Origin of the sequence: Pseudoalteromonas neustonica (genome assembly GCF_001653135.1) — a bacterium.
Taxonomy (GTDB): domain Bacteria; phylum Pseudomonadota; class Gammaproteobacteria; order Enterobacterales; family Alteromonadaceae; genus Pseudoalteromonas; species Pseudoalteromonas neustonica.
The window spans coordinates 1-14,589 of the sequence record NZ_BDDS01000021.1; the positions used below are offsets into that span (position 1 = coordinate 1).

The window sequence follows — 14,589 nt, forward strand, 5'->3', positions numbered from 1 at the left end:
ACTAATAACTTATTTAATGGATGGAATGAAAGCAACCCATTAATAAAAAGTAAATTCATAACCTAAAAAGTAAATCTAGTGGAATAGTGATGTTGGCTCAATTAGAATGGCTGTCTAATTTGTTGTTTTTTAATTGAATTTGGCTGTTAGAGTTATTCTACAGCCACGTTATATTTTTCTAGATTGCGGAGTTAACATCCATAATTTTATGTAATATTCTCACGATAAATATTTGACTGTTTTTATACTCTTTATAATAGATAACATGGCTAGCTTGTGGGTATTTGCTGTAACCTTCTCTTATATAATCACAGTTAATACCTAGCTCGGGATCACCAGCTAATAAATGGAACGTGTTATCTAATATTTTTAGGTAATCATTCCGTTGAGCTAGCCCCCTAGTTATTTGGGTATATTTAGCTATTTTAATTAAGTCTGTTTTGGCTTTCGAAGATAATACAAACTTATTCATTAATGGTTATCTTTATCTAATTCAGTCAATAAGCTTTCATAGCTGTACTTGGCAACACCGCTTTGTTCGCCTTGGATTAACATATTACGTAAATATAAAAGCTTAGCTTCTTGATCTTCTAAGGCTCTTAATCCTGCTCTAACGATTTCACTTGCTGAGCCATAACGGCCAGTGTTAAGTTGTTGGTTTATAAACTGATCAAAATGATCGCCTAGTGTAACGCTTGTATTTTTAGCCATGATGTAAAACCTCATAAGTACCTATATATAATATATTATGGTATAAAAATATAACAAGTCACTTAAAAGGACAAAAAATAGTTGGCTTTTTGCTCCTGCGTCGCTAAATTTAGGCAACAATTTTTTGCCTCTTAGTGGGGGTTGTGACTGTAGGATTACTCTTTTCAGGAACTAATTCGGTACTTTTATAATTGATTGTTTTTTAACCTTGAACCCACAGGGTTACTGTGATCTAATAGATATTATTCACCCACGGTAAACTGTTATGGCCAACTACAAGCCTGACTTATCCTGCCAAAATAAATTCAGTCCTATTAATTTTTCTGAGTAAATCCTGCCAGGCACATTTGAGTATGCGCTTTGTTATATTGTCGAAAATAAACTCGACTTGTCGGGCTTTGACGCGTGGTATAACAACGACAAAACAGGCGCGGCGGCGTATCCGCCATCGGTGATGTTAAAGATTATTTTACTCGGTTATGCGCATGGATTAATCAGTAGTCGCCGTATTGCCAAAGCCTGTGAGAACAATATCTTATTCATGAGTGTGTCGGGTGATATCCAACCGCATTACACATCGATAGCGGGCTTCGTGGCGAAAATGCATGAACAGATCGAGCCATTATTTACGCAAGTACTGATGATATGTGATGAAGAAGGGTTGATAGGTCGTAATATGTTTGCCATTGATGGCTGTAAATTAAAATCAAATGCGAGCAAAGACAAATTTATAGGGAATGAATTTTAACAGCGTAGCTGGCCTGAAAGGCGAGTCCATGGATAGGACGAGTAAAGCGCGAAAATGACCACGTCAAAAGGGACAATCCAAGGCTACAATGGCATTGCGATTAATGACGATAAACATCAAATACTTGCATTGGGTAAATAATGGCAAGCACAGGCATGGGGTTCAGTGGGCGAGCAACAAACCTTGCAGCCAGCGGTTAAGCAATTACAACAACAGCTTGCTAAGCTCAATACAAAAAAAGAAGCAGATAATCACACCATAAAGTTTACCGCAGACAGTGGGTTTAACAGCGAAGTGAATCTTGAGTTTATGGCGCAAAGTGGCTTTGATACTTACATTGCGGATAATCAATTTAGAAAACGAAACGTTGTTTAAAGACAGTAAAACGTATGAAACAGAGCAAGAAAAGCGCCGACTAAAAAGGCGTAATGGCAAGCCTCGCTTATTTACCTCAGAGGACTTTCATTATGATGAAGCAACCCAAACCTGCCTCTGCCCCGCAGGCAATGGTATGTGGCGAAGCGGGATTAATGTAAAGAGTCACAATCAAGAATACACGCGATTCTGCGGTTACTTAAAAGATTGCAAAGTATGCCCACTGCAACAGCAATGCATGTGAAAGCCACCAATAAAAACAGGCCGACAAGTGCAGTTTAAAAATGATGAGTCGCGTAAACAGCTCAGCTACATTGACAAAATGAAGGCCAAAATAGACAGCCCACTGGGGCGACGACAATATTTTATAAAGTAATGGTAAAAGACTCGGTTGTATAGAATCTGCTTTCCTTATGGTAAAAAGCGAAATATTACAGTCAATAAAGGCATGAACAAATTGACCTTACGCGGACAAGCGAAAGTGAATACATTCACTTTATTTTGCGGCAGCTGTATTGCCTTGTTCATAATCTAGAAAAGCTGAGAAACACGATACATTAATAGGGGTAACCCCTTATCACCTCAAATAAGCCACTTAAACACCTGCAATACCTTCTAAAACGCCCATTAAAACAACATCAGTCCTCTTTTTATATTTACGTAAAATCGAAGTAGCCGATTGAATTAAAATGAGAGCTCAACTATGTTTAAAGCATCAATAAAAATAAATTAAAAACGAGTTATTCTACAGGCTCGTTATATAAAGTGATGTCTAGTAAATAAAGGCAGGAGGCTCTAATGGTACGAACATCAACACATTGGCTTCTGGATGCTCTGCTTAGTTCAAAACCTGAGCTTGTACTACCAGATAACTATAATCTTTCAATGGATGCCCGTGAAGCTTGGCATCAATTGCAAACAACACTAAGATTACCTGCTAGCGCAATTTGTAACGCACTTTCTTTAACTTATTCTACAGACAGTATTAATATACAAGAATTTAAACCTCCCAGAGATAACCCTTTTAGTGAAAAGGTTTGTCGTGATATGGGCATATTGCCCTTTGATTTGAGTGTTAATAAACCGGTTATTGCAACTTATGATCCTCGTCGACTTCCCGAGTACTATGATCAAATACGTTTTATTCTGATGGGTGACTTTAAACTGGCTATTTTGTCTCCTGAAGAATTTGATATTGGGCTTACACGGCTCTTTTCGACAATTAACCACGACTATAGGGCTATTGATCTAACCGTTGCGTTAGTCGATGAAGGTGAAATTCCCCAGTTAGCGAAAGCCATCTTACGCTCTGCTATAGATAAAAGGGCATCTGATATTCATATACACCCGATGGTTGGTGGGGCTGCAATTAGATTTCGAGTTGATGGTGTTTTAGAGCGAATTGCATCGTTTCCCAAGCAGCAGCACGAAGGCTTGTCTCGCTATTTTACTATGAATGCAGGGCTAGAGCTGAACCCCCTAACTGCTCAAGATGGACGAATGCGATTAATTTATGGTCAACGTGAAATTGACGTTAGATTGTCTTTATTGCCCGTATTTGATGGCATGAGAATCGTGTGTCGCCTTCTTGAGCAAGGCAAGCAGTTTTCTTTAGTTAATAGTGGCTTTTCCCCTTCTGATTATCATGCACTAAAACGACTTGTATCCTACGGCTCGGGAATTGTACTGCTGACGGGGCCTACTGGGTCGGGGAAGACATCAACACTGTACGGCCTGCTTTCAGAACTCAATAGTGTAGATGTCAATATTATGACCTTGGAAAACCCGGTGGAATACGTTTTACCCGGTATATCACAAGTGCAAGTCAATGATGCTCAAGGTCTTTCTTTTGGTGATACGTTGCGATCAATACTAAGGCAAGACCCTGACATTGTTTTGGTTGGTGAAATACGTGATGCTGAAACGGCAAAAATCGCATCTCAAGCGGCGTTAACGGGGCATTTGGTATTGTCTACGTTGCATACTAATGACGCAATGGCGACAGTACCTAGACTTTTGGATCTTGGAATAAATCCATCGGTTTTGGCTGATGTATTGGTTGGTGTCGTTTCCCAGCGTCTGGTTAGAAAGCTATGTTCATCCTGTAAAGTAAAGGTCACTAAGCCACTCCTTCCTGAAGAATTAGAATATGAACGTATCACCGGTGAGCAGCCTGGTTGTCGTGCTATAGGATGTGATAAGTGTCATTATACTGGCTACATGGGCCGCCTTCCTATTACTGAAGTCATGGAAGTATCACCAGAGATGCGCACATTAATGTTAAGTGGCTGTAATAACGTTAATGACTTAACAGAGGCTAATAACAGTTTTCAGACGCAGATGGCCGTTAGCGCAGGGCAATGGATAGTTTCTGGTGAAACAACAGTCCAAGAGGTCGGGCGTGAGCTGGGCTTACATTTTTGGCGTGAACTTGCAGTGGTTAATAATAAAGTACCAAATATGTTGCTAGATAATTTTTCAAGGTCAAACTCGCTTTCAGAGGATCGTCTCAAAGTTTTGTTGATATCTGATAATAAAGAGCTTCAATCAATGCTAGCTGAAAGTTTTCAATATGGAATAGTCTTTGTTAATAATGAACACAAGGCTTCCGAAATTTTGAAAAAAGATACTTCAGTTATTGCCATTTTAATTGATGCTGCCCTTATGCAGTCTACTCCAGAAAAATGGCTTGGAAAGCTGAGAGAGCAATTGGCTTGGTCGGGGACTCCTGTGCTATTTTTAATCCCCCAAAATCAAAATGAAACCAAAATATTGTTGAATAAATTCCATGCGCATGCGATGGAATACGATGAAAATATGACCTCTCCTACTGAAATCGTTAATAAGCTACAAAGTATACTGACTAAAGGAACACTCTAGTATGAACGCTCAAATATTACGAAAAAACACTAATCAGGGCTTCACTTTGTTAGAAATAATTGTTGTTGTAGCGATTATTGGAATACTCGCGGTTGTGGCGGTTCCTTTGTATAATGATTACATAATACGTGCGCAGGTTACAGAAGCTTTTGTTTTTGCCGATGCGGAAAGAATTAAGGTCATTGAAAAACGTATTGAAAGCTCCAACTTTGATATTGCAACATTTTCTGAACCAAAAGTACATATGACTTCTTTGAAGTGGGTGCCTGTAGCGAATAACAACCCAGTCGAAAATTCAGTTATCGGGTATATTCTTCCTACTATGGATTTAAAAGGTCTTGGGGTGAGAGATACGTTTGCACTTGAGTATTTTTATAATGGCTCTTGGCGTTGCGTTAATGCTGCCAATGCTATTGGGCGTGGCGCAGTGTCTACCAATAAAGCGCTTGATGACAAGTATCTCCCAAGTAGCTGCCTTAACGGAGCAGGACTTTTGGCTGCACACCCTAATGTGCCTGCGGGCTGCCCCTCTGGAACACAAAAAGTACAAGTGAAAGATGCTAACGGTAAACAGCAACAAGTCTGCCAGCTACCTAAGACACAGAAACAACCTCAGGTCGTTCCACAACTACAACCACAGTTGCAACCACAAGCACAACCACAGTTACAACAATTAACGCCAAGTGTAATACCAATAGTAAAACCACAACTTAAAAAATGTCCAGGCACTTTAAAATTAGGTTCGGATGGAAGGTGCCATACATCGAGTGCCCCTTTGCCGGCACAATGTCCCGTGGGTCAAGACTGTGGGCATCATGATCCTAAATGTTCAATAGCGGGACAAGAATATATAGGGGAAACTTCAGTCGCTGTACGCGATCAACACAACCCTTTTGGAAGCAGAAATAATTATGCAACTAAGACTACGAACTTTCCCGCACAATGCGTCGCAAAATGTAAAAACGGTTTTGTTTTTAATCCCAAAGAACCTTCAAAGTGCTCATTAGCCCCTTCAACAAATAATCATACTTGTCGAGGCCCTAAATTTATTTGTGAGCGAAGCCATGTCACCACAGGGGCTGCCTGTACAGTTGATGCTCCTTATGCTGCCAATTTTATTGAAAATTTAAAAGATGGTTCCCGTTATGTAACAAGAGGCTGTGTTACACAGCAAGAGGCATTTGAAGCTGACAAGTACAATAAAGGCAATGCAAATTGCAAAAATTATAATGTTGTAGTGCTACAAGACGCTCACTTTAAATGTACATTTGCTTGCTATGGTGATGCTTGTAATCTTGAATCCGTTCCAGATCATCCAGCGACATGGGGTGATGGTAAATCGTCAACGGATTTACCTGATCAGTTTAATACTCCTTAAAGGTAGGTTTCAGTATGGCTGATAAAAAGGATAAACAATCATTTAACAATGGAACTCACCAGCCTAGCTTGAATGATATTTTGAAAACGAATAGTAACGCAAACAAAGTAAGTGGTAGCTATAACAATAGAGGTGCCAATAATGGTACCACTATGACTCCCCAAAGCCTTGATGAAATACTGAATAAAGATAAGAAAAAACAAAAAGTGAATCCCAGTGTTGCCAATTCTGCCTCTCTTTGTGATTTGCCAGGTTTAGATGATTTGGTCAATATAGGAAGTCATTCTAAGTCTTTTCAGCAACATACTTCATCTAGTAGAGATGAATCAGCGAAGACGATTCACCAAATAATTAATTCGACTAGGATTGAAGATTCAGCCAAACAGGAAAAGAAAATTGAAGGTATTGTTGGTCAAAAACACCGTAAAGTTTTAAGTATCGTAATTTTTTTGGTATTTATTATTATCGCTACTAGTTTTTTCAACCCTAAACAAGATAAAGGAATAGCGCCCGAATTTGCCTTGGCTCAACAGTTGATGGTTGTCGTGAATGGGATAGAAAAATACCGATTGGAAAATAACAAAACACCAGAAAAACTGTCTGATTTAGTTGAATTCCCTAGTGGGGCTGTAGAGTGGAGGGTCGACCAATATGATTTGCAACTAGAGGCGAGTGCGTTAGAGTTTTTTTTCTGGGAAGATTTAAATGGTTACATTGTAATATCACGGCTTGGGGATGAAGCTTGGATGTATAGCAATGAAGGTGAATCGAAAATAAAAAGAGTACCAGCAAGGTAGAAGGTGGTTACACAACAAAAAACAAAGAAAGAGCAAAAAAAAAATAGGAAAACACCTATCCTAAATTTTGTATTTTCATATTTTTTACTCGCTTTAAATGAGTGTGAAAAAAACAGAGTGATGCATGGCAATTGCAAGAAAACGTCAAATAAGTTTGGTTGATACAAAATACTATCACTGTATTTCTCGGTGTGTTCGCCGAGCATTTTTATGTGGTGAAGACTGTTTTACGTGAAAGCCTTATGAACACTGCAGAGCGTGGTTTGAGGACAAGTTACTTGCTTTAGCAAAGATATCGCCTGTATGGCCTATGTAGATTTAAACCAAATCAGAACGATGAAAACAACGATGAGACGAAAACAACGATGACACCCATCCTAAAGTTTATATTTTTTACTAACTTTTAATTCGCATGAAAAGTGACCTGGATGTCACATGGCAACTGCAAGAAAAAGTCAAATAAGTTTGGTTGATACAAAGTATTATCACTGTATTTCACGTTGCGTTCGTCGTGCTTTCTTGTTCGGGGAAGACCGTTCTACAGGCCAGTCTTTTGAGCATCGCAGAGGCTGGGTTGAAGATAAGCTGCTTGGGTTAGTCAAGGTGTTTTTCATTGATGTATGTGCCTATGCAATCACGATTAACCAGCAAAATGTCAGGAACATTTAACAACAGCGCAGCTGGCCCGAAGGGCGAAAGGCTGGACGCCTGAAGTACAGCCATTTAGTGCTTAGTTGATGATAAAAATAAATAGATTTAATGATAAAGCCATTATTATTGCTGTTATCCATGGCGCTCCCCCCTTCGGGCCACCTAAGACGTTCAACGTTGTTTTCACCGCAAATCATAATAGTTATATTCCCTTACTTTTCAATACTGTTAACTTAGTTGCTGTGTTTTCCACTCAACAGCTGTTTACCTTAAAAATGATATATTCACGCAGTAAAAGCAGGTGGACCAAAGCGACATGCAGTTTGTATTGCATAATGTGATGGGGTAATTTTTTCATTTCATGAAACCTATTTGTCATCTCGCTTACTATTCAGTTGCCATTTTATTGTGTAACCTAAGCCGGATTTATTTTTGGAGGAATTTCGCGATGTTGCGAACGATATTATCTGTAAGCTTGGGATTGTGTGTAAGTATGGGGGCATATGCCAGTGAAGTTATGACCCCTGAAAAACTTTGGCAAGTAAAACGTGTGAGTGCGCTGGGTTTAAACCAAAATAAAACTCATATAATTTACAAAGTAACGACGCCAAGTGTTGAGAACAATAACTTCAATAGCAAGGTCTATCAAGTGCCACTAAAAGGTGGTGAGTCTCAGTTGTTAGAAGCCTATCAAGATCTTTTTATTGATAGCAGTATTTCGCCGGATGGCAGCAAAAAACTTCTTCATGAAAAAGTAAAACTAGAAAAGGTTTTGGCGTCAGACAGATATAAAGAGCTTGGTCAATCTAACGCTTATGTGTTTGATGATTTAAACTATCGCCATTGGGATACGTGGAAAGACGGCAGCTTTAAACATGTTTTTTATCAAGACTTAAAGACAGAAGAAAAAGTCGACATCATGAAGGGCATGCCATTTGATAGCCCAACGTCACCGTTTGGTGGTGCTGCTGATTATACGTGGGGACCAAAGGGCGAAAATATTTATTATGTCAGTAAAAAACTGACTGGTGAGCAGTACGTTAGCAGCACTAATACTGACATTTATCGCTACAACCTCGCTAGCAAAAAAACGACAAACATCACACAAAGCAATTTGGGTTATGATAAGTACCCCGCGTTCTCGCCAAAAGGCGACTTAGCATGGTTACAAATGGATGAGCCAGGCAATGAAGCAGATAAAAACGATATTATTGTTAAGGCGAAAAACCGTGACTTTAATCTAACAGAACACTGGGATGGCACCGTAAATAGCTTTAAATGGAGCAATGACGCTAAGCATATTTATTTTGTAGCGCCAGTTGACGGGACTATTCAGCTGTTCCAAGTATCTGTAAATACAAAAACTAAGCCGAAAATTATGCAGCTTACAAACGGCATGTTTGATGTAAATAGCATAGTTGCAGTATTAGATAATCAGCTTGTGGTAACACGTAACAGCATGAATGCCGCGCGTGAAATTTACAGATTTGATCTGGATAGCAAAAAGCTGACTGCGTTGACGAAAGAAAATGACACATTTTATGCCGATCTGGACTTACCCAATGTTGAAAAACGTATAGTAAACACCAAAGATGGCCAACAGATGTTAACTTGGGTTATTTACCCGCCTAATTTCGATAGAAGCAAAAAATACCCAACTTTACTTTATTTACAAGGTGGCCCGCAGTCTGCGTTATCTCAATTTTATTCTTTTCGTTGGAATTTCCAAGTAATGGCTTCACAAGGTTATATTGTGGTAGCCCCTAATCGTCGTGGTATGCCGGGTCATGGTGTTAAATGGAATGATGATATAAGCCAAGATTGGGGTGGGAAGGTAATGCAAGATTACCTTGATGCCATTGATGATATAGCACAAGAATCATATGTAGATAAGTCTCGTATTGGCGCTATAGGTGCAAGTTACGGTGGCTATTCCGCATTTTATTTAGCGGGCAACCATGAGGGGCGTTTTAAAACGTTTATAGCGCATTGTGGTATTTTCGATTTACGCAGTATGTACGGTACAACCGAAGAGCTATTCTTTGTAAATAACGAACTAGGGGGGGCGTATTGGGAGGATAACGCCGCGACTAAAAAGTCATACGGTCAGTTTAATCCGATCAGCTATGTTGATAAGTGGGATGCACCTATGTTTGTTATTCATGGCGGCAAAGACTACAGAGTGCCGTTAGAGCAGGGTATTGCTGCTTTCCAAGCTGCAAAATTACGTGGTTTACAGAGCCGGTTTTTATACTTCCCTGAAGAAAATCATTGGGTGCTGACGCCGCAAAATGGCATTGTATGGCAGCGTGAGTTCTTTAAGTGGTTGGATGATACGCTTTAGCCAAAGCTAAACTTCGTTTAATAAAATGTCAGGGTCTAATTTTTACACTCTGGCATTTTTATTTGTATAGAGGATACTGCTGAGTCCCGTAAAATATGATAATGCCGATTGATGTATGAAATAAAGCAATCTATTGAATTTAAATGATAAATGATATATTTTATCGAGATAATTAAATCACAAGCGAGTAATTCTATTTACTCACTAAGAACAAGGACAGTCGTATTTTGGACGAGATTAATATTTTTTCGCCGGACTATTTTTTAGATCTTTTTATATTAGTGATAGCTATTTTGGTTAATTTTTATGTTTATTTTTCGTTGAAAAAAACATTTAAATTCAAAAATGATATTTATATATTACATTTCTCAAAGGCTTTTCTCTTTTTTGGGGTATCGACTTTGTTCAGCTTGCTTTCTTTTATTACAATAATTCTTATTGTTAGTATTGGGGTAGACAGTCAATATCTTGATATGTATGTAGATGTGCCTTACAACCTGGCGTTTATTGTTGGTCTGGTTTATTTATATCGAGGTGCGAAAAATATCAAAGTGCTTAGAGTTACCTAACGCAGTGATCGTAGGCTTGACCTACAAAAACAGTAAGCCTAAGTTAACAGGATGGAAAACGAAAGGAATTGAAATAAGCAATACCCAATATGAAAACCGATGACTCAGTGGCTAATCATTAAAAAAGCCGTTGTTTTTAAACAACGGCTTTTTAGTATTCGTAAGTCGAATTACATTTACATTACACGCATACCTGGCTCTGAACCATCGTCTGGGTTGAGAATGTAAATTTCTTTACCACCAGGACCTGCGGCTAGCACCATGCCTTCTGACATACCAAAGCGCATTTTACGTGGTTTTAGGTTTGCTACCATTACAGTGAGTTTACCTTCAATGTCTTCAGGTGCGTAGGCCGATTTTATACCCGCAAACACTTGACGAGTTTCGCCGCCTAAATCAAGGGTAAGCTTTAGTAGCTTATCAGCGCCTTCTACGTGTTCTGCTTTAGCAATTTTAGCAACACGTAAATCCACTTTTGCAAAATCATCAAATTCGATTTCAGCAGCAATGGGTTCTTTTGCAAGAGGGCTGTTTGGATCTATTTTGTCTTTTGCTGCTAATAAGCTTTCTTTTGATTCTTCAACCATTTTGTTTACTTTATCCATTTCTACACGTTGCATTAACGGCTTAAATTTATTGATTGGGTGACTTATTAGCGCAGTTTGCGCGCCTTGCCATGATAGCTCGTCATTTAAAAACGCTTCTACATTACTTGCCATACCCGGTAACACTGGCTTTAAGTAAGTCATTAATACGCGGAATAAGTTAAGGCCAAGCGAGCACACTTGATGCGCTTCTTCTTGCTTGGCTTCGTCTTTGATTAATACCCATGGTGCTGCGGTATCAATAAATTGGTTGGCTTTATCAGCAAGAGACATAATTTCACGAATTGCGCGGCTGTAATCACGGTTTTCATAGTGCTGGGCTACAGTATCAGTGGCTGCTTGGAATTCGGCCAATAATTTTGGATCCATTACAGTATCACTTAATTTACCGTCAAACTTTTTAGTGATAAATCCGGCACAACGGCTGGCAATATTAACCACTTTACCCACTAAGTCTGAATTTACACGTAGGGCAAAATCTTCTAAGTTTAAGTCAAGGTCGGTAATACCGCTGTTAAGTTTTGCTGCGTAGTAATAACGTAAAAATTCAGGGTCTAAGTTATCTAAATAAGTACGCGCTTTAATAAACGTACCTTTTGATTTAGACATTTTAGCGCCATTAACCGTTACAAAACCGTGGGCGAATACATTGGTTGGCTTTCTGAATTTTGCGCCTTCAAGCATTGCTGGCCAAAATAAGCTGTGGAAGTAGATGATATCTTTACCGATAAAGTGGTAAAGCTCAGCATCAGAGCCTTCTTGCCAAAATGCATCAAAGTCGATGCCTTGTTTATCACATAGGTTTTTAAAGCTGGCCATGTAACCAATTGGGGCATCTAGCCATACATAAAAGTATTTACCTGGCGCACCTGGAATTTCAAAACCAAAATACGGTGCATCACGGCTGATATCCCACTGTTGTAAGCCATCGGCAAACCATTCGTCTAGCTTGTTTGCCATTTCTTGTTGGATACTACCAGAGTGTAACCACTCTTTTAGCATGCCTTCAAATGCGGGTAAGTCAAAAAAGTAGTGCTCAGAATCTTTTAATACAGGCTCAGCACCTGACATAACAGAGCGCGGGTTGATTAGCTCTGTTGGGCTGTATGTTGCACCACAAGCATCACAGCTGTCACCATTTTGATCTTCAGACTTACAGGTAGGGCACGTACCCGTTACGAAACGGTCGGGTAAGAAAATGCCTTTTTCAGGGTCAAATAACTGTGAAATAGTGTGTTTTTTAATATGACCGGCGTCGTTAAGGCGATTATAAATCAGTTCACTTAATTCTTTGTTTTCTTGGCTATGAGTGCTGTGGTAGTTATCAAATTTGATATTGAAATCAGCGAAGTCACGTTGACGCTCAATACTGACATTTTTAACCATTTCTTCTGGCGTGATCCCTTGCTTTTGCGCATTGAGCATTATTGGCGTGCCATGGGCATCGTCGGCGCAAACATAATAAGCTTCGTGGCCTTGCAGTTTTTGAAAACGTGACCAAATATCAGTTTGAATATATTCCAATAAATGACCTAAATGTGTAGGGCCATTGGCATAAGGTAATGCGCTGGTAATGAGGATCTTTCGCTGTGTCATAATCATTCCGAATTGACGGTTCCAGTTAAGGAACGGATGAAAATCATAATATTATCAGCAAACCTAAAGCAAACGCCTTCAAGGCTAGCCGATTTTCATTAATTGACTGGTGTTAATGCCCTGAATGTTACATAATTCCGAGGCAATTTTCATCAAAGAAACACTATTTTATTGCTATGTTTGGACTGTCGAAACTATTCTCCTCTAAATCGGTGCAAAAACAACCGATTATTACTGCCTTAGCCGCTTATCGAAGCGCTGTTTTCGCTGTCGGCGTTGATGAAAAATTTATTAACGATGTTGAGCTGGGTAAAGATAAGTCATTGCTGATCAGCTTAACCTTGCCTTTTGCTGCGCAATCAGAAATGCCAGCAGTCGCAGCGTTTGTTAGCGAAAGGCTCAATCAGGTTGTTACAATTACAGCGTGTGTAGCATTGCCTCCCCAATGTAAATTTAAAAAAATTAAACATATTGTATTAATTGCCTCAGGCAAAGGTGGTGTCGGAAAGTCGACCACGGCGGTTAATATTGCAGGAGCGCTCAAAGCAGAAGGCGCCAAAGTGGGCATTTTAGATGCTGATATTTATGGTCCATCGATCCCGATGCTTTTGGGTTTAGTCGGCGCAGAGCCTTCTTCAAAAGACGATAAGCAATTAATGCCATTTGATGCGAATGGAATTAAGGCACAATCAATTGGTTTTTTAGTCCCTAGCGATGACGCTACTGTGTGGCGTGGCCCTATGGCGTCGGGTGCAGTTAATCAGTTGCTTAATGAAACTGCATGGGGCGAGTTGGATTATTTAATTGTTGATATGCCGCCAGGTACTGGCGATATTCAGCTAACGATGAGCCAAAAAGTACCCGCCAGTGGGACTGTTATAGTGACAACCCCACAAGATTTAGCCCTTGCTGATGCGCAAAAAGGCATTGCAATGTTTAATAAAGTTAATGTACCAGTGCTTGGCTTAATTGAAAATATGAGCCACTTTTTATGCTCACACTGTGGTGAACCAAACCATGTGTTTGGTAAAGATGGTGCAATTAAATTAGCGCAGCGTCACGGTGTTCCTGTGCTGTCACATATTCCTTTAGCGATCAATATCCGCGAATACTCAGAGCAAGGAAAATTAATTGCTCTGGATAATCAAACGACAGTCAGTAAAATTTATGCTGATACTGCGCGGTTGATTGCCAGTATGCTTTACTATCAACAACCACATCATGATTCAGTAGAAATCGTGATTACGGATGATTAAATAATGAGATTATCAGATACCCATATTAAAGAATATATTGCACAACAACGTATTATTATAGAGCCAAGCCCAACGGATGACATGATTTCAGGGGTGACGGCAGATTTACGTTTAGGTAATAAGTTTCGTGTATTTCAAGATCATACCGCAGCCTATGTTGATTTAAGTGGTCCTAAAGATCAGCTTAATAAAGCAATGGAATCGATAATGAGCGATGAAATAGTGCTAAAAGAGGGGGATGCGTTTTTTTTACACCCGGGTGAATTAGCATTAGCAATGACTTACGAAAAGGTCACGTTACCTGCTGATATCGTGGGTTGGCTTGATGGACGTTCATCGTTAGCGCGTTTGGGTTTAATGGTACATGTGACTGCACATCGTATTGATCCGGGTTGGTCAGGTAACATTGTATTAGAATTCTATAACTCAGGTAAGTTGCCACTCGCGCTGCGCCCGATGATGAAAATAGGCGCTATGAGCTTTGAGACAATGTCAGGACCTGCTGAAAACCCTTACAATACCCGTAAAGACGCGAAATACAAAGACCAAACTAGTGCTGTTGCAAGTCGCATTAGTGATGATAGTAATTAATTAAAATGAATACCAAAAAAGGCTTATCACTTGGTAAGCCTTTTTTGTTTCATTAAAATCAATGACCAATTTATTGGTAATTTTACCT

9 protein-coding genes and 3 pseudogenes are annotated in these 14,589 nt (G+C 39.4%); 9 read left to right on the plus strand and 3 right to left on the minus strand.

The features are described 5' to 3' along the window. Positions 1-178: 178 nt before the first annotated feature. Both A7967_RS18865 and A7967_RS18870 read right to left on the minus strand, forming a co-directional pair. Positions 179-472 carry a type II toxin-antitoxin system RelE/ParE family toxin gene (locus tag A7967_RS18865; RefSeq protein WP_054206492.1) on the minus strand — a complete coding sequence of 98 codons (294 nt, stop codon included), beginning with the start codon at positions 470-472 and terminating at the stop codon, positions 179-181. Next, on the minus strand, positions 472-711 hold the full coding sequence (locus tag A7967_RS18870) for a type II toxin-antitoxin system ParD family antitoxin (RefSeq protein WP_054206493.1): 240 nt from the start codon (positions 709-711) through the stop codon (positions 472-474). Before A7967_RS18870 ends, A7967_RS18865 begins: the two co-directional genes overlap by 1 nt. Before the next feature lie 265 nt (positions 712-976). On the opposite strand from A7967_RS18870, the pseudogene A7967_RS23745 reads away from it, so the two are divergent. The 7 genes and pseudogenes from A7967_RS23745 (at position 977) to A7967_RS18900 (ending at position 9,884) form a co-directional block, all read left to right on the plus strand. After that, positions 977-2,395 (plus strand): annotated as a pseudogene (locus A7967_RS23745) (transposase). Positions 2,396-2,632: 237 nt separating this feature from the next. Next, entirely contained in the window at positions 2,633-4,714 is a 2,082-nt protein-coding gene (locus A7967_RS18880) for a GspE/PulE family protein (RefSeq protein WP_054206494.1), read from the plus strand. Between the two features lies 1 nt (position 4,715). Next, entirely contained in the window at positions 4,716-6,092 is a 1,377-nt protein-coding gene (locus tag A7967_RS18885) for a prepilin-type N-terminal cleavage/methylation domain-containing protein (RefSeq protein ID WP_054206495.1), read from the plus strand. A gap of 14 nt (positions 6,093-6,106) precedes the next feature. Beyond that, positions 6,107-6,889: a hypothetical protein gene (locus tag A7967_RS18890; RefSeq protein ID WP_054206496.1), complete on the plus strand. Its 783-nt coding sequence runs from the start codon at positions 6,107-6,109 to the stop codon at positions 6,887-6,889. A 124-nt stretch (positions 6,890-7,013) separates the two neighbouring features. Further along, positions 7,014-7,184: pseudogene (locus A7967_RS22585) on the plus strand (Mobile element protein); the annotation flags it as partial. 140 nt (positions 7,185-7,324) lie between these two features. Beyond that, positions 7,325-7,546 (plus strand): annotated as a pseudogene (locus tag A7967_RS18895) (transposase); the annotation flags it as partial. A 442-nt stretch (positions 7,547-7,988) separates the two neighbouring features. Further along, entirely contained in the window at positions 7,989-9,884 is a 1,896-nt protein-coding gene (locus A7967_RS18900) for a S9 family peptidase (RefSeq protein ID WP_054206498.1), read from the plus strand. Between the two features lie 745 nt (positions 9,885-10,629). Here A7967_RS18900 and metG read toward each other — a convergent pair. Beyond that, a complete protein-coding gene (gene metG / locus A7967_RS18910; RefSeq protein ID WP_054206500.1) occupies positions 10,630-12,654 on the minus strand; it encodes a methionine--tRNA ligase in 2,025 nt (674 codons plus the stop codon). A gap of 176 nt (positions 12,655-12,830) precedes the next feature. Here metG and apbC point away from each other — a divergent pair, with 176 nt between their 5' ends. Both apbC and dcd read left to right on the plus strand, forming a co-directional pair. Next, positions 12,831-13,910 (plus strand): iron-sulfur cluster carrier protein ApbC, encoded by a 1,080-nt coding sequence (gene apbC, locus A7967_RS18915; protein WP_054206501.1) that lies wholly within the window; start codon positions 12,831-12,833, stop codon positions 13,908-13,910. A gap of 3 nt (positions 13,911-13,913) precedes the next feature. Then, positions 13,914-14,501, plus strand: coding sequence for a dCTP deaminase (dcd, locus tag A7967_RS18920; protein WP_054206502.1), 588 nt, complete (start codon positions 13,914-13,916; stop codon positions 14,499-14,501). Positions 14,502-14,589 lie beyond the last annotated feature (88 nt).